General features: G+C 70.3%; 21 protein-coding genes and 1 riboswitch. Of the genes, 11 read left to right on the top strand and 10 right to left on the bottom strand.

Annotation, left to right across the window (positions count from 1 at the left end):
- The first annotated feature begins 80 nt into the window (after positions 1-80).
- From BA062_RS16360 to BA062_RS16350, 3 genes are read left to right on the top strand one after another with little or no spacing between them, the layout of a single operon-like run.
- Entirely contained in the window at positions 81-1,127 is a 1,047-nt protein-coding gene (locus BA062_RS16360) for a LolA family protein (protein WP_110337550.1), read from the top strand.
- Positions 1,124-2,113, top strand: coding sequence for an ABC transporter ATP-binding protein (locus BA062_RS16355; protein ID WP_110337548.1), 990 nt, complete (start codon positions 1,124-1,126; stop codon positions 2,111-2,113). The genes BA062_RS16360 and BA062_RS16355 overlap by 4 nt, the downstream gene beginning before the upstream one ends.
- Positions 2,110-2,994: an ABC transporter permease subunit gene (locus BA062_RS16350; RefSeq protein WP_110337546.1), complete on the top strand. Its 885-nt coding sequence runs from the start codon at positions 2,110-2,112 to the stop codon at positions 2,992-2,994. The genes BA062_RS16355 and BA062_RS16350 overlap by 4 nt, the downstream gene beginning before the upstream one ends.
- Before the next feature lie 68 nt (positions 2,995-3,062).
- Here BA062_RS16350 and BA062_RS16345 read toward each other — a convergent pair whose 3' ends face one another.
- Both BA062_RS16345 and BA062_RS16340 read right to left on the bottom strand, forming a co-directional pair.
- Positions 3,063-3,308, bottom strand: coding sequence for an SDR family NAD(P)-dependent oxidoreductase (locus BA062_RS16345; protein WP_110337544.1), 246 nt, complete (start codon positions 3,306-3,308; stop codon positions 3,063-3,065).
- 31 nt (positions 3,309-3,339) lie between these two features.
- Positions 3,340-4,212, bottom strand: a complete 873-nt coding sequence (locus BA062_RS16340; protein WP_110337542.1) for an SDR family oxidoreductase — start codon at positions 4,210-4,212, stop codon at positions 3,340-3,342.
- A 139-nt stretch (positions 4,213-4,351) separates the two neighbouring features.
- Between BA062_RS16340 and BA062_RS16335 the strand changes: the two genes are divergently transcribed.
- Entirely contained in the window at positions 4,352-4,885 is a 534-nt protein-coding gene (locus BA062_RS16335) for a PadR family transcriptional regulator (RefSeq protein WP_110337540.1), read from the top strand.
- On the opposite strand, the gene BA062_RS16330 is transcribed toward BA062_RS16335, so the two are convergent.
- Genes BA062_RS16330 through BA062_RS16320 form a run of 3 tightly spaced genes read right to left on the bottom strand, consistent with a single transcriptional unit; the run spans position 4,872 to position 8,565 of the window.
- On the bottom strand, positions 4,872-5,885 hold the full coding sequence (locus BA062_RS16330; RefSeq protein WP_110337538.1) for an ABC transporter ATP-binding protein: 1,014 nt from the start codon (positions 5,883-5,885) through the stop codon (positions 4,872-4,874). The two genes, BA062_RS16335 and BA062_RS16330, sit on opposite strands and share 14 nt — an antisense overlap.
- Complete coding sequence (locus tag BA062_RS16325) at positions 5,885-7,540, bottom strand: ABC transporter permease (RefSeq protein ID WP_110337536.1); 1,656 nt, start codon at positions 7,538-7,540, stop codon at positions 5,885-5,887. Before BA062_RS16325 ends, BA062_RS16330 begins: the two co-directional genes overlap by 1 nt.
- On the bottom strand, positions 7,516-8,565 hold the full coding sequence (locus BA062_RS16320; RefSeq protein WP_110337534.1) for a thiamine ABC transporter substrate-binding protein: 1,050 nt from the start codon (positions 8,563-8,565) through the stop codon (positions 7,516-7,518). The genes BA062_RS16325 and BA062_RS16320 overlap by 25 nt, the downstream gene beginning before the upstream one ends.
- A gap of 31 nt (positions 8,566-8,596) precedes the next feature.
- Positions 8,597-8,708: riboswitch (TPP riboswitch) on the bottom strand.
- Between the two features lie 32 nt (positions 8,709-8,740).
- On the opposite strand from BA062_RS16320, the gene BA062_RS16315 reads away from it, so the two are divergent.
- Together BA062_RS16315 and BA062_RS16310 are read left to right on the top strand one after the other, a co-directional pair.
- On the top strand, positions 8,741-9,031 hold the full coding sequence (locus tag BA062_RS16315) for a 4a-hydroxytetrahydrobiopterin dehydratase (protein WP_110337532.1): 291 nt from the start codon (positions 8,741-8,743) through the stop codon (positions 9,029-9,031).
- Positions 9,032-9,109: 78 nt separating this feature from the next.
- On the top strand, positions 9,110-9,376 hold the full coding sequence (locus BA062_RS16310) for a hypothetical protein (protein ID WP_245959854.1): 267 nt from the start codon (positions 9,110-9,112) through the stop codon (positions 9,374-9,376).
- A 259-nt stretch (positions 9,377-9,635) separates the two neighbouring features.
- On the opposite strand, the gene BA062_RS16305 is transcribed toward BA062_RS16310, so the two are convergent.
- The 3 genes from BA062_RS16305 to BA062_RS16295 form a co-directional block, all read right to left on the bottom strand.
- Positions 9,636-10,115 (bottom strand): hypothetical protein, encoded by a 480-nt coding sequence (locus tag BA062_RS16305; RefSeq protein WP_110337530.1) that lies wholly within the window; start codon positions 10,113-10,115, stop codon positions 9,636-9,638.
- Between the two features lie 273 nt (positions 10,116-10,388).
- On the bottom strand, positions 10,389-10,751 hold the full coding sequence (locus tag BA062_RS16300; RefSeq protein ID WP_110337528.1) for a helix-turn-helix domain-containing protein: 363 nt from the start codon (positions 10,749-10,751) through the stop codon (positions 10,389-10,391).
- Positions 10,744-11,118: a type II toxin-antitoxin system RelE/ParE family toxin gene (locus tag BA062_RS16295; RefSeq protein WP_110337526.1), complete on the bottom strand. Its 375-nt coding sequence runs from the start codon at positions 11,116-11,118 to the stop codon at positions 10,744-10,746. Before BA062_RS16295 ends, BA062_RS16300 begins: the two co-directional genes overlap by 8 nt.
- A gap of 670 nt (positions 11,119-11,788) precedes the next feature.
- Between BA062_RS16295 and BA062_RS16290 the strand changes: the two genes are divergently transcribed.
- The 3 genes from BA062_RS16290 to BA062_RS16280 all read left to right on the top strand — a co-directional run bounded on the left by BA062_RS16290 (position 11,789) and on the right by BA062_RS16280 (position 14,869).
- The gene (locus BA062_RS16290; protein ID WP_110337524.1) at positions 11,789-12,781 is read left to right on the top strand and encodes an Abi family protein; all 993 of its coding nucleotides are present in this window, start codon (positions 11,789-11,791) and stop codon (positions 12,779-12,781) included.
- A gap of 674 nt (positions 12,782-13,455) precedes the next feature.
- Positions 13,456-14,097 (top strand): hypothetical protein, encoded by a 642-nt coding sequence (locus BA062_RS16285; RefSeq protein ID WP_110337522.1) that lies wholly within the window; start codon positions 13,456-13,458, stop codon positions 14,095-14,097.
- Between the two features lies 1 nt (position 14,098).
- Positions 14,099-14,869, top strand: coding sequence for a hypothetical protein (locus BA062_RS16280; RefSeq protein WP_110337520.1), 771 nt, complete (start codon positions 14,099-14,101; stop codon positions 14,867-14,869).
- Positions 14,870-15,445: 576 nt separating this feature from the next.
- Here the strand turns inward: BA062_RS16280 and ychF are convergent.
- Both ychF and BA062_RS40225 read right to left on the bottom strand, forming a co-directional pair.
- Positions 15,446-16,546, bottom strand: coding sequence for a redox-regulated ATPase YchF (gene ychF / locus BA062_RS16275; protein WP_110337518.1), 1,101 nt, complete (start codon positions 16,544-16,546; stop codon positions 15,446-15,448).
- Positions 16,547-16,582: 36 nt separating this feature from the next.
- Entirely contained in the window at positions 16,583-16,969 is a 387-nt protein-coding gene (locus BA062_RS40225) for a hypothetical protein (RefSeq protein ID WP_210406905.1), read from the bottom strand.
- Between BA062_RS40225 and BA062_RS16265 the strand changes: the two genes are divergently transcribed.
- Positions 16,968-18,506 carry a DNA-3-methyladenine glycosylase 2 family protein gene (locus BA062_RS16265; RefSeq protein ID WP_110337516.1) on the top strand — a complete coding sequence of 513 codons (1,539 nt, stop codon included), beginning with the start codon at positions 16,968-16,970 and terminating at the stop codon, positions 18,504-18,506. The two genes, BA062_RS40225 and BA062_RS16265, sit on opposite strands and share 2 nt — an antisense overlap.
- Positions 18,506-19,012 (top strand): methylated-DNA--[protein]-cysteine S-methyltransferase, encoded by a 507-nt coding sequence (locus tag BA062_RS16260; protein ID WP_110337514.1) that lies wholly within the window; start codon positions 18,506-18,508, stop codon positions 19,010-19,012. Before BA062_RS16265 ends, BA062_RS16260 begins: the two co-directional genes overlap by 1 nt.
- Positions 19,013-19,023 lie beyond the last annotated feature (11 nt).

Below are 19,023 nucleotides of genomic sequence, written 5' to 3'. Positions count from 1 at the left end.
ATCTCAGGCCGGTCTCAGAACGAGGGGCGCACGCTCGAAGCCGAGAAGGGGCACACTTTACGTTGACCACAGGAGGGGCAGTGAACCCGAAGAAGCGAGCAGTGACCGTCGCCGTGGCCGGCACCGCGATCGGGGCGGCGGGGCTGGCCGTCATGGCGATGCCGGCCGGTGCGGGGGAGGCACCGGAGCTCCCGCCGGTCAGCGCACAGGAACTGGTCAGCTCGGTGCTGCGGGCCGATGTTCCCGCGCTGGCGGGCACCGTGCGGATCGAGAACGACCTCGGCCTGCCGTCGATGCCGGGGCTGCCGGTGCTCGACGCGGACTCGGCCCGGGTCTACCACGACGGCGACGAGGGCAGCCGGATCGCGCTGGAGCAGGGCAGCAGCGAGCTGACGGTGGTGCAGAGCGGCGACACCGTGTGGTCCTACGACTCGGCGGAGAACTCCGCGACGAAGCTGACGGTGCCCGCCGAGGCACGGGAGCACCGGGCACACGCCGAGGAGGAGTTCTCGGACCCGGCGTCCGCGGCGGGACGGATGCTGGACTACGTGCGGCAGAGCAGCACGGTGAGCGTGGACGGCACCGCATCGGTCGCTGACCGCCCCGCCTACGAACTGGTGCTGACGCCGAAGCCGACCGAGCGCACGCTGCTGCGGGAGGTGCGGATCGCGGTCGACTCCGAGACCCGCGTGCCGCTGCGGATGTCGGTGCTGACCAACGGCACCACCGAACCCGCGCTGGAGATCGGCTTCACCGACATCGACTTCGCGCAGCAGCCGGCGAACCTGTTCCAGTTCACGCCGCCGCAGGGTGCGACGGTGACCGAGGAGCGGCCGCAGGCCCACGACGAGCGGCTGCCCGAAGGCGCGATCGGCGAGTTCTCCGGTGAGGGCTGGGACACCGTGTACGTCGGCACCGTGCCCGCCGAGCTGACGGCCGCACCGGGCTCCGAGGGCCGGGACGTGCAGGGCATGCTCGACCAGTTCGGCACGCGCGTGAGCGGCGACTTCGGCTCCGGCTACGCGATCGAGACCAAGGTGGGCACCGCGATCGTCACCGACGACGGCCGCTTCGCGGTCGGCGCCGTGCCGCAGCAGGTGCTCACGGACGCGCTGGCGCAGCGGTGAGCACGTCGACCTCGGTCACCGGTGTGGACGTCGCCGAGGCGGCGTCCGCACCGCCCGTGCCGTTGGCCGCACGGACCAGGGGGCTGCGCAAGCTCTACGGCCGCACGGTGGCTGTGGACCACGTCGACCTCGACGTCCCCGAGGGCGCGGTGCTGGGCATGCTCGGCCCCAACGGCTCCGGCAAGACCACCACGATCCGCATGCTGCTCGGCCTCGTCCGGCCGACGGCGGGAGCGGTGAGCCTGCTCGGCCACCCCGTCCCCGAGCACGCGGGACACGCGCTGCCGGACGTCGGCGCGCTCGTCGAAGGGCCGGGCTTCCACCCGTTCCTCTCCGGCAGGGAGAACCTGCTGCGCATGGCGGCGGCGGAACCGCGACTGGCCACATCGGACATCGCGAGCGCCGTCGGCGGCGCGCTGGAGCGGGTGGGGCTCTCGGACGCGGCGAACCGCCGCTACCGCGGCTATTCGCTGGGCATGAAGCAGCGACTCGGGCTCGCGGGCGCGCTGCTGGTGCCGAGGCGCATGGTGGTGCTCGACGAACCGACCAACGGCCTCGACCCGGCGGGCACCCGCGAGGTGCGCGCGATCATCGCCGAGCTGCACGCGGCCGGGGTCACCGTGCTCGTCTCGTCACACCTGCTGGCCGAGGTGGAGGCGACGTGCACCCACGTCGCCGTGCTGCAGGCGGGCAGCGTCGTGGCGCAGGGGGAGCTGGCCGAGCTGCTGGAGTCCGGCTCCCCCGCGCTGCTGGTGTCCACACCGGACGGTACCGCCGCGATGGAGGCGTTGCGGGGCAAGCGGATCCCGTCGCGGCTGACCCCTGAGGGCGTGCGCGTGGACCTGACCGCGACCACGCCACCGGAGGTGATCGCGGCCCTCGTGCACGCGGGGGTCGAGGTGCACGAGGCCCGCCGGGACCGCACCGGGCTGGAGGACCTCTTCGCCCGGTTGACGCAGGAGCCACAGGGGGAGGTCAGGTCATGACCGAGGTCGCGACGGCTCCCGCCGTGCCGGTCACCGGGCGCGCGCACGCGTCGCTGGCGCGCCTCGTGCGCGCCGAGCTGCGGTGGATCTTCCGCAGACCGCGCACGCTCGTGGTGCTCGGCCTGCTCGCGGTGATCCCGGTGATCGTCGGGATCGCGCTGACGCTGGTCGACTCGCCGGGTCCGCCGGGCGGGGGCCCCGGCGGCGACGGTGGCGGGGAGTCCCTGCTCGCCACGGCGGGCGGCAACGCGCTCGTGCTGCCCGTCGGCACGCTCGCGATGGCGCTGGGCCTGCTGCTGCCGCTCAGCGCGGCGATGTCGGGTGCCGACGCGCTGGCGGGCGAGACCGCACACGGCACGCTGCGCGGCTGGCTGCTGGCGCCCGTGGGCAGGGGCAGGCTGCTACTGGTCAAGTCCATCGGGGTCGCCGTCTTCACGGTGACGGCCACGGTGGTGATGGCGCTGACGGGGGTGCTCACCGGGCTCGTGATCAACGGGACCGGCTCGCTGTTCACGCTGTCGGGCACCACGCTGTCCTTCCCCGCGGCGATGCTGAAGGTCGCCATCGCCGCGGGCTGGGTCGCGCTGCAGCTGTGGGCGGTGGGCGCGGTGGCGCTGGCGATCTCGGCGTGGACCGAGCATCCGATGGTGGTGCTCGCCTCCGTACTCGGCGGCGTGATCGTGTTCTCCGTGCTCGGCCTGCTCGACGCGCTCGACTGGCTGCACCCGTTCCTGCTCAACCACTCCTGGACCGACCTCGGCGACGTGCTGCGCGACCCGATGCCGGGCGGGCCGCTGGCGGAGGGAGCCCTGCGGGCCGGGTGCTACATCGCGATCGCCCTGTCCCTCGCCTACGCCCGCCTCAGCACCAAGGACGGCTGACCGGGGCCGCGCTGACCTGACCGCAGTGAAGGCCACCTTCACTGCGTTGAACGCAGGCAAGGTGGCCTTCACTGCGGATGGGCGATGCGCTTCGGCGTCATCACGCCCGCGTTGTTGATCAGCACGTCCACGCGGTCCACCTCGGCGGCCACGCGCCCGGCGACGTGCGTGACACCGTCCATCGTGGACAGGTCGGCCCGTACGAACCGCGCTCCCGTCTCGCGTTCGAGCCGCAGGCCACGCTCGGCGTCGCGGCCGATCAGGATCAGCTCGTGCCCCTCCTTCGCCAGCCGGAGCGCGGCCTGTCTGCCCAGACCCGACGTCGCCCGGCGAGAACGATCACGCTCACCGGGGTGCCCCGGCGACTGGCCTGACCTTGGCGACGCCCAACGTGCTCGCGAGCATCCGGTCCCGCATCCCGAACGGCAGCCGCGAGACCGTGCGCAGCAGCCGGGCGTCCGAGCTGGTGACGTACAGCGGCTTGGGGCGCCGGGCCTCCGCCGCGCGCAGCACCGCCTTCACCACGGTGTCCGCCGAGCCCAGTGTCTGCTTGCCCAGCGCTTCCCCCACGGCCCCGAGCTGGTCTCGGTAGAGGGCGACGCGTTCGGGGTCGGCGACGGCCAGCGCCTTCCGTTCCTGTTCCTCCGCCTTGGCGAAGATGGACGTCCGCACCGCGCCCGGCTCGACGATCACCACCGGGATGTTCCACGGCGCGAGCTCGACGCGCGCCGCGTGCGTCAGCGACTCCAGCGCGGCCTTGCTCGCCGAGATCGGGCCGAGGAACGGCATCGCGGTCTGCGCGCTCGCGGCACTGATGTTGAGCACCCGACCCCTGCCCGTGCGCAGCATCGGCAGTGCGGCCTTGAGCACGCGGTGCGGGCCGTGGACGTTGACGTCGAACTGCCGCTGCAGTTCCCCGTCGGGCACCAGCTCCAGCGGTCCTCGCACGATCACGCCCGCGTTGTTGACGAGCACCTGCAGCCCGTTCGCGCCGCGCTCCGCCGCGATCCGTTCCAGCGCGCGCAGGACGCTGGCCGGGTCGGTGACGTCGAGCTCCACGCGCCGGATGCCGGTCCGGTCGAGCCGCGGGGTGCCGTTCAGGTCCCGTACCCCGGCGTAGACGCGGTAGCCGCGCTCGGCGAACGCCGTCGCCATCGGCACGCCGATGCCGCCTCCGGCACCGGTGATGAGCACGGCCTTGGTTACCTCGTCTGACATGACGACTCCAACATGATCTCAACAACATGTCTCTCTTTACATGTCTATGCCGACCTACCTTGGATGTCAAGGAGGACAGGTCGGAAGGAACAGGCGGAGGTACGCTCCAGCCGGTCACGGATCACGGAAAGGCGGGGAGATGTCGCTGCGCCACGGGTTGCTCGGACTGCTCGCGGGCGAACCGGGAAGCGGCTACGACCTCACGCGCCGGTTCGAGGACACGCTCGGCTCGATCTGGCCCGCCAAGCATCCGCAGATCTACGGCGAGCTCACCCGGCTCGCCTCGGAGGGCCTCATCGAGGCCGAGGCGGAGGGCCCGAGGCGGCGCAAGGAGTACCGCATCACCGACGCCGGACTCACCGAGCTGCGCCGCTGGCTCACCGACGTCGACGTCGACCACACCATGCGCCTCGACCCGGTGCTGCGCTCGCTGTTCTTCTGGCTGATGAGCCCGGCCGAGCTGGAGCAGCACCTCACCGAGGAGGCGGAGTTCTACCGCGAGAAGGCTCAGCTCTACCGCGGCTACGCCGAGGCGAAGGACCGCGGCGACTTCGGCGACAACCCTCAGACACGCTCGCTGCGGGTCACCGTCGAGGCGGCGATCCGCCTCTACGACTCGCTCGCCGACTGGGCGGAGTGGGCGAAGACGGTGCCGCCGGCTACGCCGAAATGACGGCGACGCCGTCGGGATCGAGCACCAGCCGCACGCGCTCGCCTGCCCGCGCGCGCTCGGCCATCGGGGCCACCGCGTCCAGCGTTTCCGGTCCCATGTCCGGCCGCACCGCCAGGCGCACGTGATCGCGCCGCTGCACCCGGCTCAGTACCTCGGCATCCACGCCGGAGGCCGCGACGCGCACGGCGTTGGGGCGCAGGCCGAGTGACACCGCGCCGTCCGGCGCCCACGGCAGGCGCACGTCGCCCAACGCGGACGTGACGGTGCCGTTCGCGGCGCGGCCCGGCAGCACCGTCGTCACGCCGAGGAACCGCGCGACCCGCTCGTCCACCGGGCGGCGCCACACGTCGAGCACGTCGCCGATCTGCTGGATCCGCCCACTGTCGAGCACGGCGAGCCGGTCGGCGAGCGTCACCGCCTCCTCCTGGTCGTGCGTCACGAGCAGCGTGGTGATCTTGGCCTGGCGCAGCACCTGGGCGAGGTCGAGCGCGAGCTGTTCACGCAGCTCCGCGTCGAGCCCCGACAGCGGCTCGTCGAGCAGCAGCAGCCTCGGCCTCGGCGCCAGCGCCCTCGCGAGCGCCACCCGCTGCGCCTCACCACCGGAGAGCTCCGTGACCTTGCGCCGCTCGTAGCCGGTGAGCCCAACCAGCTCCAGCAGCTCGCGCACCCGCTGCCGCTGCGCCGGCTTGGCGATGCCGTGCATGCGCAGGCCGAACGCGATGTTGGCCGCGACGTCGCGATGCGGGAACAGCTGCCCGTCCTGGAACACCAGCCCGAAGCCGCGCCGGTGCACGGGGACGCGCCCGAGGTCGGCGCCGTCCCAGCGCACGGAGCCGGTCGCGGCGGGCTCCAGGCCGGCGATCGCCCTCAGCAGTGTGGACTTGCCGGAGCCGGAAGGGCCGAGCAGGGCGAGCACATCGCCGTCGGCGATCTCCAGCGCGGCGTCGCGCACGGCCGTGAACGACCCGTACGTCACCGTCAGCCCGTCGACCGTCAGCATCAGAACTCCCCTACCTGCGCCTGCGGTGCCCGCAACCGCTCGATCAACGTCGCCACGAGCGCGGTCACCAGCATCAGCAACGTGCACGCCGCGTAGGCCATCTGGCTGTTCAGCTCACCCGGCCTGCTCACGAGCGCACCGATCGCCACCGGCAGCGTCGGCGCGTCGGGCCTGGCGAGGAAGCTCGTGGCGCCGAATTCGCCCAGCGCCACGACGTAGCCGAACGCGGCGGCCGCGGCAAGCGAGCGGGCGGCCAGCGGGAGGTCGATCTCCCGCCACACCCGCGCCGGGCTCGCGCCGAGCGTCGCCGCGGCCTGACGCAGGCGCTCGTCCACCGACCGCAGCACCGGCAGCACCATCCGCACCACCAGCGGGATGATCACAAGCGCCTGCGCGAACGGCACGAGCAGTGGCGAGGTCCGCAGGTCGCCCGGCAGCTCGCCGAGCGTGATCAGGTAACCGAAGCCCACCGTCACCGCCGACACCCCGAGCGGGAGCATCAGCGCCGCGTCCATCGCCTCGCCGGTCGCGCGCGCACCCCGACCCGGCGAGCGCCGCAGCGCCACGAGCGTCCCCGCCGCGAGCACACCGATCACGAGCGCGAGCACGGTCGCGTCGGACGCCGTGCGCAGCGAGTTCAGCGCGGCGTCCCAGCCGGTGACGCTGAGCGTGCCGTTCTCCCCGCTGCCCGCGAGCGCGCGGTAGCCGGCCAGGCTCCAGCCGTCGCGCGAGGACACCGACCGCAGCACGAGCGCCACGATCGGCACCAGCAGCAGTGCGAGCACCCCGAACGCCACCCCGACGACCCACCACTCGCGGCCCTCGGGGCGGCGCGCCGTCTCGGCCTTCGACCGCAGCCGCACCGCGGTCTCCCTGCGCCTGCGGGCCAGCGCACCGACGGCCAGTGCGGCGAGCACGGCCGCGAGCTGCACGAGCGAGAGCGCGGCGGCACCGGAGAGATCGAGCAGGTTCACCGTGCGCAGGTAGATCTCGGTCTCCAGCGTCCGGTAGCGGGACCCGCCGAGCATGAGCACCACACCGAAGCTGGTGGCGCAGAACAGGAACACCACCGCGGCGGCCGACGCCACGGCGGGGGCGAGCGCGGGCAGCGTGACCCCGCGGAACGCCCGCCACGGTGACGCCCCGAGAGACCGCGCCGCGTCCTCGGCGCGCCGGTCGAGATGCGCCCACAGCCCGCCGACGGTGCGCGCGACCACGGCGACGTTGAAGAACGCGTTGGCCAGCACGATCGTGGCCACGCCGCCGCCCGGCCACAGCGCCCGGAACGCGAGCCCCACCACCACGGTCGGCAACACGAACGGCACCAGCACGAACGTGCGGACCAGCGCCGTCCCGCGCAGGCGCACGCGAGCCAGCAGGAAGGCGACCGGGAAGCCGAGCAGGACGGCGACCGCGGTCGAGGCGGCGGCCTGCGCCACGGTGAACGCGGCGAGCTGCCACGTCTGCGCCTCGGCGAGCGCCTTGGCGACACCGCCGTCGGCGAAGCCGAGCCGCAGGATCGCCACGACCGGCCACGCGAAGAAGAGCACAAGGAACGCGATGGGCACCACCGCGAGCGCCGTGACGCCCACGGCGGAGGATCGCGGACCCGCACGGAGTCCGGGCCTCCCTAGCCCTCCAGCAGCGCGCGCCATTGCTCGATCCACCGCTCACGCCCCGCCTGCACCTGCTCGCCGGGCAGCGACGCGGGGTTGTCCGGCAGCGGGGCGGCCTGCGCCCAGCCGGACGGCAGCGCCACGCCCTCCCGCGCCGGGTACACGTACATGTTGTCGGCGACCGTGCTCTGGAACTGCTGGGAGAGCAGGAAGTCGACGACCTTGCCCGCCTTGTCGGAGTGCTTGGCGCCCGCGAGCACCCCGGCGTACTCGACCTGCCGGTAGCACGTGTCGAGCAGGGCCTTGGTGCGCGGCTTGCCGTCCTCGCCGATCTCCGCGGCGGGTGAGGACGCGTACGACACCACGATCGGCCTCGGGCCCTGGCCCGAGGAGCCGGAGAACTCCTGCGTGTACGCCTCGGTCCAGCCGCTCACCACCTGCACGCCGTTGTCCTTGAGGCGCTGCCAGTAGCCCGCCCAGCCCTGCTCGCCGTAGCGGGCGACGGTCGAGAGCAGGAACGCGAGCCCTGGCGACGACGTCGCGGGGTTCTCCACCACCAGCAGGTCGCGGTACCTCGGATCGGTGAGATCGTCGAACGTCGCGGGCTCCGGCAGGCCCCGCTCGGCGAACCACCCGGTGTCGATGTTCACGCACACGTCGCCGACGTCGACCGCGGAGAGCCGGTGCCGCGGGTCCACCGAGTACCGCTGCGGGCCGCGGTCGGCCTCCGGGCTGGTGTAGGGCTCGAAGACGTTCTCCGAGAGGGCCCGCGACGCGAACGTCGAGTCGACGCCGTAGGCGACGTCGGCGATGGGGTTGGCCTTGGTGAGCACGAGCTTGTTGGTCAGCTCACCGGCGTCGCCCTCCTTGAGCACGCGGATGCGGATGCCGGACTGCTGCTCGAAGGCGTCGAGCACCTCCTGCGGGGCCGCCCACGACTCGTGCGTGACGAGCGTGACCGTGGTGGGCCCCTCGGCCTCCTGGTCTTCCCCACCGGTCAGGGTGCAGCCGGCGGTCAGCAGCCCGGTCAGGGACAGTGCGGCCGCCGCACGAAGGAACCTCATCAACCCTCCTTGTCGTGACCGGCGTCGTACCGGCAAGGAGTGGTGGCCTCCCTGCGCCGGCATGATCCGGATCAGGTGCGAACGGTCGTGGGCTCTCGCCCACCTCTCAGCCCGGCCCTCGCCGGACTCCCGTGGCAAACGTGCAGCGTACTCGCCTCGGTACCACCATGGACGCATGGCAGAGGTACTCAACGACGAACGCATCGACGAGGCGCTGGGGCACCTGCCCCAATGGCAGCGGGAAGGCGACGCCATCCGGCGCGAGGCGAAGCTCGCGTCCTTCCCGCAGGCGATCCAGGTGGTGAACCGCGTCGCCGAGATCGCGGAGAACGAGAACCACCACCCGGACATCGACATCCGTTGGCGCACACTGACTTTCCGGCTCAGCACCCATTCGGAGGGCGGCATCACGGAGCGGGACATCTCGCTCGCCAGCGAGATCGACGGGGTGATCGACTCGGTGTGATCTCCGCCGGGACGGCAACCGCCAGAGTGTCGTCGCGCGTTCCCCGGGTAGCCGCAAGAGGGTGGAAGGGAGTGCGCGATGAGCCGTTCGAAGAAGTCTGTCCACACGTCCGGAACCTCGGGTGCCGCGACCCATCGCAGGCTCTCGATCGTCTCGGGCCTGCTGGCGTTGCTGGTCCTCGTTGTCGGGGCGCTGCCCGCGGCGGCGGAGACGCGGGAGCGGGCGGCCACGGCCGGGGACAGCGACATCACGCAGGCGCTCGTCGTCGGCGGCGGGGCGTTCGCACTCATGATCGCGCTGGCCGGTGCGGTGCTGTTCTACACCGCGAAGGGCCGCCGATTGTGAATCGGACCACAGTTCGCCGCCGAAGCTAACAATGGGGACGGGTCGGGCGCTTTCAGGGGTGAATCGCCCACTACCAGTCATTTTGGGGACCACATGAACCGCGCCCCCGTTCTCTCACCGGGTCAGCAGGCCGTCGTGACCGCGTTCGCGGTCACCATCACTCTCCTGTTCGTGATCCTGCTCGCCGCGGCGGGCTGAGACACCACCCGCCGAAGCCGGGGCACCGGGTCCGCCCGGGGGCCCCGGCGCAAGCGTGCCGTCAGACGTCCTCCCACCCCGACGTCGGCAACGGCCGCACCGTGCGCACCCATTCGCCCCGCAGGTAGGGCACGCACGCCTGGGGCAGCCTCGTGAACTCGGCAGGTTGACCGGGCGCCCAGACGGCCTCGGGGTCGTCGAACCACGCGGCCAGGTAGTCGTTCCACGAGCCGTAGTCGGAGAGGAACACCAGGCCGTCCGGGGCGGCGAACTCGATGAGCGCATAGCCGGCGCTCAGCTGGTGCTCGGGGTCCAACAACGACGTGATGTCGAGCGGCGTCGGCACGCCGCTCCACGCCCACACCGGCGGCCGGCCGTCGGTAGGCACCCCCGCGCGCTCCATGGCGGCGACCATCGCGGGATAGGTGGCGCGCTCGAACGCGGAAAGGGCCTCCCAGTCCGACACGAGCACGCCGTCGCGCCTCAGCTGCTCGGCGCGAGCGAGCCGCTGAACGGTGGACAGTGCGACGGACTCCCCCATGCCGGTCACGCTAGTTCCGACCGAGGCCGGCGACCTCCGGGTTCGCCCTGATCTTTCGCGGAACCGGGGAAACGATGGCCGTGATGCGGTACATGGCCGCCGAGCAGGCCCGGCTCAGACGTTGAAGAGGAACAAAAAGCTAGCTGGAACGCTCGAGTGCGCGGCCCGAGCCGGGCATCCCAAGATCGTCGGCGACGGTCGCTTGCCGTGCGCCGCAAATTTCCTGACGACTGATTGAACGAATGCAGGTCGACCAGTGCTGGTGGGCGATGGTTAGCCCACCGCGAGTTCGCTCCTGTCGACCGCCGTCGTCGAAACGATCTCGTCATGGTCACCGAAGCCGGCGACAAGGCGAAGCTCGCCACCGAGCGCGGCAACGTAGCGACGGATCGTCTCGACCTCCATCTGAGCCAAGTCGCCGTTCTCGATGGCACTCACTCGCGGCTGCCTGACGCTCATACGTCGGGCGATTTCCACTTGGCTGAGACCCGCTCGCTCGCGCAGTTCCTTCAGCCGGTAACCCAGCACGTAGGCTGACGTGCGGTCCTTAGCCTCGGCCACGGACGCGTCGACATCTCGGCCAGAGGCTTCGTCAAGCTGACGCTTACGCGCCTTGACGTCCTCCCACTTAGCCATCTGTATCGACCTCCAGTGCGGTCAAGTGTTTTCGGTAACGCCGCTCCGCTAGCGGAATTGCATCGTCGTACCACTGTTTCCACTGTCCCTGCTTGTCTCCAGCGACGAGCAAGATCGCGCACCGAGCGGGATCGAACACGAAGAGGATTCGAACCTCACTCCGTCCTGCAGAAGCGGGGCGCAGCTCTTTCAAGTTATGGATCGTCGAACCCTTGATGCGATCCACGAGTGGTCTACTCAAGGTGGGACCACTATTGGCCAGTACCTCGATAGCCTCCTCGACCAGGTCCGCACTCTCAGGGTCCGTGCTCGCGAGGTTCAGGAACCAGTCTTCGACCTCCGCGACGAGTTCCACCTCCCAGACCACGCAACCAACTATAACATCAGCGTTATATCGAGGCACTCACCGACCGCAGCCTTCGTCGCCTCCCTGGCGTCTCAGCGATCAGCCCGGTCCGGCGAGGACAAGCTCCGCGCCGTGGACGGCCCCGCTCCTACATACCGGTGGCCGAGAGTGCAGAGCGCCGCGTAGCTCGTGCATGTCGGCGATGCGGCGGCCGGGTGCGGCGTGGTCACCCGGTCAGTGGGCGCCAGGGGACACCAACGCCACGGTCACGCTCGAACATCGCTGGTCAGCCCGACAAATATGACGAACCTTGAGGCCTCCTGATGGCCTGGCCTCGGGAAACAGGCCCCGCTCAGACGTTGAAGCGGAACTCCACCACGTGCCGAATCTTGGCGCAGAACGCGATCTGAGACACGCTGTTGGTGCATAACTGCAGGTCAGGGTCGGTTTTGCGTCATGTTGAATCGGAACGCGACCGGCGCAGTATGCGCTCGGCAAGCACTCCGGGCACGTCGTTGTGCGGATGATCATGACCAGCCGCTTTCGTCCTCGCCGCAGGTGCTACGCCCTCTGTCAGCACGGCTCGACCCTGATTCGGCGGCGACCGTCGGATCCCCGTGCTAGCATCGAGACATCACGATCAGCCCGTTGCCGCAAGGCGCGGGCTGATTTTCTTTTCGCGAGGATCTTCATGGTCGAGTACACGAAGCCCTGGCTCTCCCTGGAGCAGCAGGTCGAGCGCCTGGCGAGCCGGGGAATCGACGTGGGCGACCGCGACCGCGCGGCAGCGGTCCTCAAGGCGGTGGGCTACTACCGGCTCACCGGATACCTGTACCCGTTCCGCGAGTCCGAGCAGTACGCCGACGACGACGGCCGTGAGCGCACCCGGGTCCTCGGCGGCTACAGGGCGGGGACGACGCTGGGCCACGCCGAGGACCTCATCGACTTCGACCGCCGGCTGCGCATGCTCGTCATGGACGGCGTCGAGCGCATCGAGGTCGCCGTGCGCATGCAGCTGGGCTATGTGCTCGGTCGCACCTCTGCCTTCGCCCACGAGAATCCCGCGTGCTTCACAGAGGCATTCACCGCACCGGGCACCGACCCCGAGAGCGGGGAGCCGAACCCAAGTTCGCACGCGAGATGGCTGGAGCGCGCCGGCGAGCGGCGGGCCAAGTCCGACGAGCAGTTCGTCGTCCACTTCCGCGAGAAGTACGACGACCGGATGCCGGTCTGGGCGCTCACCGAGCTGCTCGAGCTTGGCCAGCTCTCCGTCCTCTACAGGGGGCTGCGCCAGCAGGACGCCGAGGAGATCGCCCTCGCCTTCGGGGCACCGACGAAGAAGACCATGGTCAGCTGGCTCGCCAGTCTCAACTATGTCCGGAACGTCGCGGCGCACCACGCACGCCTGTTCAACCGGAAGCTTCAGAACGCGCCCGCGAGGCCCAAGGCTGGTCAGGTGCCGCCCCTTGACCACCTCCGGGACGAGCAGACGTCCAAAGGCGTCTTCGGCACGTACAACGCGCTGGCCGTGATCGCCCATCTCCTTCCCGCGATCGAGGCAGGGACGGATTGGCACCGACGACTGGCCGAGCTGCTGCAGGGCTTCCCGACCTCAAACGCTCTGTCGGTCGCTTCCATCGGCGTCCCCCAGGGATGGGAGTCCCTCGAACTCTGGCAGCGGTGACTCTCGGTCTCAGGAACTCACTTCCTGAAACTCAATTGCCGAGACAGACCTTCCGAGACTAGGCCCCTTGCGGGGATGCGGGGGCCTCGTTGGGTCTCGACAAGGAGATGTTCACGAGACGCAGGGGTCTCCCCGGAAGGCGAGACCCGGACTACTACGGCCGCGATATGGCGCGACCTTCTCGGCGGCAAGCGACGCTCGCATCGAGGAGCCGTGCCTCGCCGCGCGCCCTACGCAAACGACTCGGCGGAGCCCGCGCTCTCGTGGGCTCAGTCATCCGCATGCACCTGGCGTGGTTGTAGCTCCTCCGCTCGGACGAGGAGCTGATGCTAGACCTCGCTGGCGACTCGCACGTCCTGCTCGAGGGCGAGCAGGCCTGCGGAGCTTCCGGACGACGATGCCTCCGGACCTGAGCTTCGTGACCGACTACGAGTCCGGCCCGGACGACTCGATGGTCAAGACTCGCGGTATGAGTTCAGCCTGCTCCGCGGCCAGCGTAGGCCAAACCAGCCGCTGATTCGGCCCGCATCCCCCGAGAGCTGGCAACGACTCTCGGGGCGGGTGTCATCACGCTTGTCGTCACGCTTACCCTGGCCACTTCCCCGCACATTCCGATGTCGCGCCCAGGAGTGGGGATCGCGCAGTAGTCTACGTACCGAGATTGGGGATCACGCATGGACGTAAGCAAGCAACTCGCGCAAGCGTGGGCAGATGTCGAGGCAGCGGGCCTCCCGGAGCACGTTCAGGGAGTCGCGCTTGTGGAGGCACTTCGCATGCGCGGCGGGGACACGGCAGCACCGAGACGCTCGGGCAACGGTGACTCCGGCGTAAAGCCCAAGGGCGGACCTACGAAGAAGACCGCATCGAAGCCGAAGGCGGCCGGGGGCGGCGGAGCCGCCGCTAGTCCGGACGCGCCAGTTAACGAGGAAGAGTTCTTCGCCGCGATCGCTCGCGAGACTGATGTCCCCGTCGACACCCTCGAGAGCCTGATCTTCCTCAAGGACGGCGCGCCGCGCCTCAACGTGACGCGGCGAGCGCTCGGCTCGTCCTTGAAGCAAGGTCAGATCACGGTCGCCACCCTGATCGTTGTCGCACGACACTTCGGCCTCGGAGAGGCCGAAGTGCAGGATTCGGCGGTCCGCGAGGAGTGTCAGCGCCTCGGCATTTTCGACCGGAACTTCGCGGGTAACGTGAAGGGCATCCCAGGGCTCCTGCAGACCGGGGACCGGGCGAAGGTCTTCAAGGTCCGTGCGGCAGGTGTCGATTCCTTCGCCGCCACGGTTGGCGCGCTGACCGGCCAGACCAAGGCGGAGTAGCTTGGCGCTCACCGTCGCTGACCTCGAGTCCGAGTTCTCCGCAGCTGGGGTGCCCGCACCAGTCGCCAAGGAGTTGTTCGACGCGTTCAAAGAGATGAAGCGTCGCTTCGCTGTCCACGACCTGCGCCCGAACGTCGTGGAAGGTGGACGCTTCTCGGAAGCGGCGTTTCGTGTCCTCCAGTGGTTGACGACCGGCCAGCACACGCCGATCGGGACAACGCTCCCCAAAGTCCCGACGCTTCTCGGGACGTTGGCCTCCTCAGGGCACGCCAGTGACAGCGTGCGCCTGCATATCCCCAAGTCCTTGGCGGTCATCTACGACATCAGGAACAAGCGCGACGCGGCTCACCTGGCGGACGGCATCGATCCCAACGTGCAGGATTCGAGCCTTGTCGTTGCCACGTCTTCATGGGTGCTGGCCGAGTTCGTTCGACTCCTATGTGCCTCAGACCCGGACGAGGCACACGCCGTCATCAACGCCCTCGTGGAGCGGGACATCCCGGTAATTCAGGAGATCAACGGATTCCCGGTCATCCTCAAGAAAGTGGCTGCCTCGGAACGTGCGCTGCTCCTGACCTACTGGTCGCCCGTGCCGGTGCCGTTCCTGACCTTGCGGGATTGGATGCCGAAGGCGTCGCGGCAGAACCTGAGGCGCACTCTGGCGACGCTCGAGTCGAAGCACCTAGTGCACGTGGATAGGGACGATCGGGTGCACCTCACGCTCGTAGGCGAGCAGCACGTTGCGCAGTGCGGCCTCTTGAAACCTGCGTAGGATCCGCTGATAGCGTGAGCAGCGTCATCGTGACCGCCGGGACATGAAGCACCGAGCCCCGCCCGCCAATCGGTGAGCGGGGCGATGCTGGCGTTTCTCGCGCCGACTGAGGTCCGGGCAGGTGCGCCACCTGGCGCAGAGCGTCCGCGAGGGCGCGTGCCTCGTCGCCCGACAGGTCGTCGGTGGCCTGCCAGTCCACGCTGACCCGGACGCCGGCCTCGTCGTCCCACAGCGCCGTCAGCGTCGCGACCAGCACGTCACCGACAGCATCGGGCACGGACGGACCGACCGCCGCAGTTCAGGTCCCACATCACCTTGCTCCCTTCGCGGCTGCCGTACGCGCGTCGCGGCACGACCTGCACTCTTCCATGCGGCGCGTGGTGCCCGTGACTGTTGGGAACTTCCTGACGGGCAGGCGCTGGCCGCACGCACCCGCGCACTTGTGCGTCTCGCCTTGGTGGCATCGGATGACCCTAGGACGGTCCGGGGGCGGGCTTGCGGCTCGCTTCGGCGCGGCCGTCCTCGCGAGCATCGCGGCGGTCATCGTTCGCTCCTAGGGTCGGAGCCGGACCCCGGTCACTTCTTGGAACTAGATGTTCCTCCGTGCCGGAACTCCACCACGTCGCCGTCGGCCATGACGTAGTCCTTGCCCTCCATGCGAACCTTGCCCGCCGAACGGGCTGCCGCCATCGAGCCGGCCTCGACCAGGTCGTCGAACGACACCACCTCGGCCTTGATGAACCCGCGCTCGAAGTCGGTGTGGATCACGCCCGCCGCCTGCGGCGCCGTGGCGCCCTGCGGGATCGTCCACGCGCGCGCCTCCTTCGGCCCCGCGGTGAGGTAGGTCTGCAGGCCGAGCGTGTGGAAACCGGCCCTGGCGAGCGCGTACAAGCCGGGCTCGGCCTGGCCGACCGACTCCAGCAGCTCGCGCACGGCCTCCTCGTCGTCCAGCTCGAGGAGCTCCGCCTCGACCTTGGCGTCGAGGAAGACGGCGTCGGCCGGGGCGACCAGCTTGCTCAGCTCGTCTCGCTTCGCCTGGTCGCCGAGCACGCCCTCGTCGGCGTTGAAGACGTAGAGGAACGGCTTCGTCGTGAGCAGGCTCAGCTCGCGAAGGCCCTCGGCGTCGATCTCCTTCTGCGCGGAGAACAGCGTGCGGCCGGAGTCCAGCACCTCCTTCGCACGCAGCGCGTTCTCGAGGGCGGGCCGGGCCTCCTTCTTCGTCCGCGCTTCCTTCTCCATCCTGGGCAGCGCCTTCTCCAGCGTCTGCAGGTCGGCGAGGATCAGCTCGGTGTTGATCGTCTCGATGTCGGCCAGCGGGTCGATCTTGCCGTCGACGTGCACGACGTCCGGGTCGTCGAAGACCCGGATCACCTGGCAGATGGCGTTGGCCTCGCGGATGTTGGCGAGGAACTTGTTGCCGAGACCGGCGCCCTCCGACGCACCCTTCACGATCCCCGCGATGTCCACAAAGGACACAGTCGCCGGGACGGTCTTCGCCGACGAGAACAGCTCGGCGAGCTTGTCCAGGCGAGGGTCCGGCAGCGGGACGACCCCGACGTTGGGCTCGATTGTCGCGAACGGGTAGTTCGCGGCGAGCACGTCGTTGCGCGTCAGTGCGTTGAAGAGGGTGGACTTGCCGACGTTGGGCAACCCCACGATGCCGAGGGTGAGACTCACGACAACGCAGTGTACGTGCCGTCCGGGCGGCCCCGGTCAGCCGTCGTCGTTGCCGTCGTCGTCGTTCTCGTTGCGGTCGTCGTTGTTGTTGTCGTTGTTGTCGTTGTTGTCGTTGCCGTCGTCCTGGCCGCCATCGTCGTTGTTGTCGTCGCCGTTGTCGTCCTGGCCGTCGTCGTCGCCGTTCTGACCGCCGTTGTCCTGCTGCTGCGTGCCGCCGTCGTCGTCCTGGGCGGGCTCGTCACAGGCGGAGGCCAGGCCGATCGCGCCGACAGCGGCGACGATGGCGGCGAAGGTGCGGACTGGGCGCTTTCCAGATCGAACGGTCATGGTCCCGACATTACGGACAGATCGCGCCCCACGCAGCGCCGTCATGTCCGATTTCCGCCAGTCGAGCCTCTTATCTGGTGGCAGGATCGCGGTCATGACACAGCGCACCGCTCCGGTTCCACCGGCCAACCGGAGCCTGTGGCACGACACCGAACGGTGCTATCGCGCCGTGATGTCGCGCGACGCCCGCTTCGACGGGCAGTTCATCGTGGCCGTGCGCACGACGGGCATCTACTGCCGCCCCTCGTGCCCCGCGATGACCCCGAAGGCCCGCAACGTGGAGTTCTTCCCCACGTCGGCTGCTGCGCAGTCGCGTGGCTACCGCGCCTGCCGGCGCTGCCTGCCCGACGCGGTACCCGGGTCACCGGAGTGGAACGTCCGCGCCGACCTCGCCGCACGCGCCATGCGCCTCATCGCCGACGGCACCGTCGAGCGCGAGGGCGTGCCCGGGCTCGCACGCAGGCTCGGCTACTCGGAACGCCAGCTCGGCCGCGTATTGACCGCCGAGCTCGGCGCGGGACCACTCGCGCTCGCGCGGGCCCACCGTGCGCACTCGGCGCGCCTGCTCATCGAGCTGTCCGAGCTGCCCCTGACCGATGTCGCGTTCGCGGCTGGCTTCGCGAGCGTGCGTCAGTTCAACACCACGATCCGCGAGGTGTTCGCCACCACGCCCTCTCAGCTGCGCGCGACGGCGGCAGGAAGGCGTGAGCAGCCGGGCCCGCGCGACGAGCCGTCGTCGACAGGCGCCCGGCTCACGCTGCGGCTACCGTTCCGCGAGCCGTTCGACGCCGAGGGCTTGATCGCGTTTCTCGCCGCCCGCGCGATCCCCGGCGTCGAGGACGTCACCGACGGCTACCGCAGGACGCTGCGCCTACCCCACGGCACCGGGCTCGTCCGGCTGACCCCGGCCGAGCGGTACGTCCAGTGCGACCTGCGCCTGACCGACGTCCGCGACCTCGGCAACGCCGTCGCACGTGTGCGCAGGCTCCTCGACCTGGACGCCGACCCGGAGGCCGTGAGCCAGGTCCTCGGCGCCGACTCCGCGCTGGCCCCTCTCGTCAGCGCGACGCCGGGCGTGCGGGTGCCGGGCGCGGTCGACGGCACGGAACTCGTCCTGCGCGCCATGCTGGGGCAGCAGGTCTCGGTCGCGGCGGCCCGCACGGCCGCCGGACGGCTCGCGAGCGAGCTGGGCGAGCCGGTGGCCGCGGTCGACGGCGAGCCCGGCCTGCTGTTCCCGGACGCGGCCGCGATCGCCGAGCACGCGACCGAGGTTCTGCGCGGACCACGCAGGCGCATCGAGGCGATCCGCGACGTCGCCGCCGCCATCGCCTCCGGCGACCTCGACGTCCACGTCGGCCGCGACGCCGGTGAGCTGCGCGCCGAACTGCTGGCCGCACCGGGCATCGGCCCCTGGACAGCCGACTACGTGGTCATGCGCGTGCTCGGCCAGCCGGACATCCTGCTCGACGGCGACCTCGCCGTCCGCAAGGGCGCCGCCGCACTGGGCCTCGACGACACCCCCGCCGGGCTCACCGCACGAGCGCAGACCTGGCGGCCGTGGCGGTCCTACGCCGGCATGTACCTCTGGCGCGCGAGCGCCCCCACCAGCACGGAAGGCAACGGACAAGCATGATGAGCACCGCCCACTGGTCCACACAGGACACCCCGATCGGCCCGTTCACGGCCGTGGTCGCCGCCGACGGAGCCGTACTCGGTTCCGGCTGGACCACCGATCCCACCGAACTCGTCGGGGTGGTCGCCCCTGCGCTGCGGCCCGCCGACCTGGTGCACCGGCGTGACCTCGGCCCGGTCAGCACGGCCGTACGCCGCTACCACCAGGGCGAACTCGACGCCATCGACCTCATCCCGGTCCGTCAGCGCTCCGGCGAGTTCCTCCAGGACGCGTGGGACGTCCTCCGGACGATCCCGGCCGGAAAGCCGGTGACCTACAGCGACTTCGCCGAGCTCGCGGGTAGGCCGTCGGCGATCCGGGGCGCCGCGCTGGCCTGCGCACGGAACGCCGCGGCCCTGTTCGTGCCGTGCCATCGCGTGTACCGGATCGGCGGTGCACTCGGTGGTTTCCGCTGGGGTCTGGACGTCAAGCGCTGGCTGCTCCACCACGAGGCGGCCGCCGAGTGACGTTCACTGGC

Origin of the sequence: Prauserella flavalba (assembly GCF_003202235.1) — a bacterium.
In the GTDB taxonomy this organism is placed as follows: Bacteria; Actinomycetota; Actinomycetes; order Mycobacteriales; family Pseudonocardiaceae; genus Prauserella_A; species Prauserella_A flavalba.
This window is presented reverse-complemented; position numbering and strand designations above follow the sequence as displayed.

Coding starts and splice junctions, on each gene's coding strand:
- BA062_RS16340 (WP_110337542.1), bottom strand. CDS start 4,212: ATGTCAGACGAGGTAACCAAGGCCGTGCTCATCACCGGTGCCGGAGGC.
- BA062_RS16350 (WP_110337546.1), top strand. CDS start 2,110: ATGACCGAGGTCGCGACGGCTCCCGCCGTGCCGGTCACCGGGCGCGCG.
- BA062_RS16335 (WP_110337540.1), top strand. CDS start 4,352: ATGTCGCTGCGCCACGGGTTGCTCGGACTGCTCGCGGGCGAACCGGGA.
- BA062_RS16320 (WP_110337534.1), bottom strand. CDS start 8,565: ATGAGGTTCCTTCGTGCGGCGGCCGCACTGTCCCTGACCGGGCTGCTG.
- BA062_RS16260 (WP_110337514.1), top strand. CDS start 18,506: ATGAGCACCGCCCACTGGTCCACACAGGACACCCCGATCGGCCCGTTC.
- BA062_RS16305 (WP_110337530.1), bottom strand. CDS start 10,115: ATGGGGGAGTCCGTCGCACTGTCCACCGTTCAGCGGCTCGCTCGCGCC.
- BA062_RS16325 (WP_110337536.1), bottom strand. CDS start 7,540: ATGGCGCGCGCTGCTGGAGGGCTAGGGAGGCCCGGACTCCGTGCGGGT.
- BA062_RS16290 (WP_110337524.1), top strand. CDS start 11,789: ATGGTCGAGTACACGAAGCCCTGGCTCTCCCTGGAGCAGCAGGTCGAG.
- BA062_RS16315 (WP_110337532.1), top strand. CDS start 8,741: ATGGCAGAGGTACTCAACGACGAACGCATCGACGAGGCGCTGGGGCAC.
- BA062_RS16300 (WP_110337528.1), bottom strand. CDS start 10,751: ATGGCTAAGTGGGAGGACGTCAAGGCGCGTAAGCGTCAGCTTGACGAA.
- BA062_RS16265 (WP_110337516.1), top strand. CDS start 16,968: ATGACACAGCGCACCGCTCCGGTTCCACCGGCCAACCGGAGCCTGTGG.
- BA062_RS16310 (WP_245959854.1), top strand. CDS start 9,110: ATGAGCCGTTCGAAGAAGTCTGTCCACACGTCCGGAACCTCGGGTGCC.
- BA062_RS16285 (WP_110337522.1), top strand. CDS start 13,456: ATGGACGTAAGCAAGCAACTCGCGCAAGCGTGGGCAGATGTCGAGGCA.
- BA062_RS16330 (WP_110337538.1), bottom strand. CDS start 5,885: ATGCTGACGGTCGACGGGCTGACGGTGACGTACGGGTCGTTCACGGCC.
- BA062_RS40225 (WP_210406905.1), bottom strand. CDS start 16,969: ATGACCGCGATCCTGCCACCAGATAAGAGGCTCGACTGGCGGAAATCG.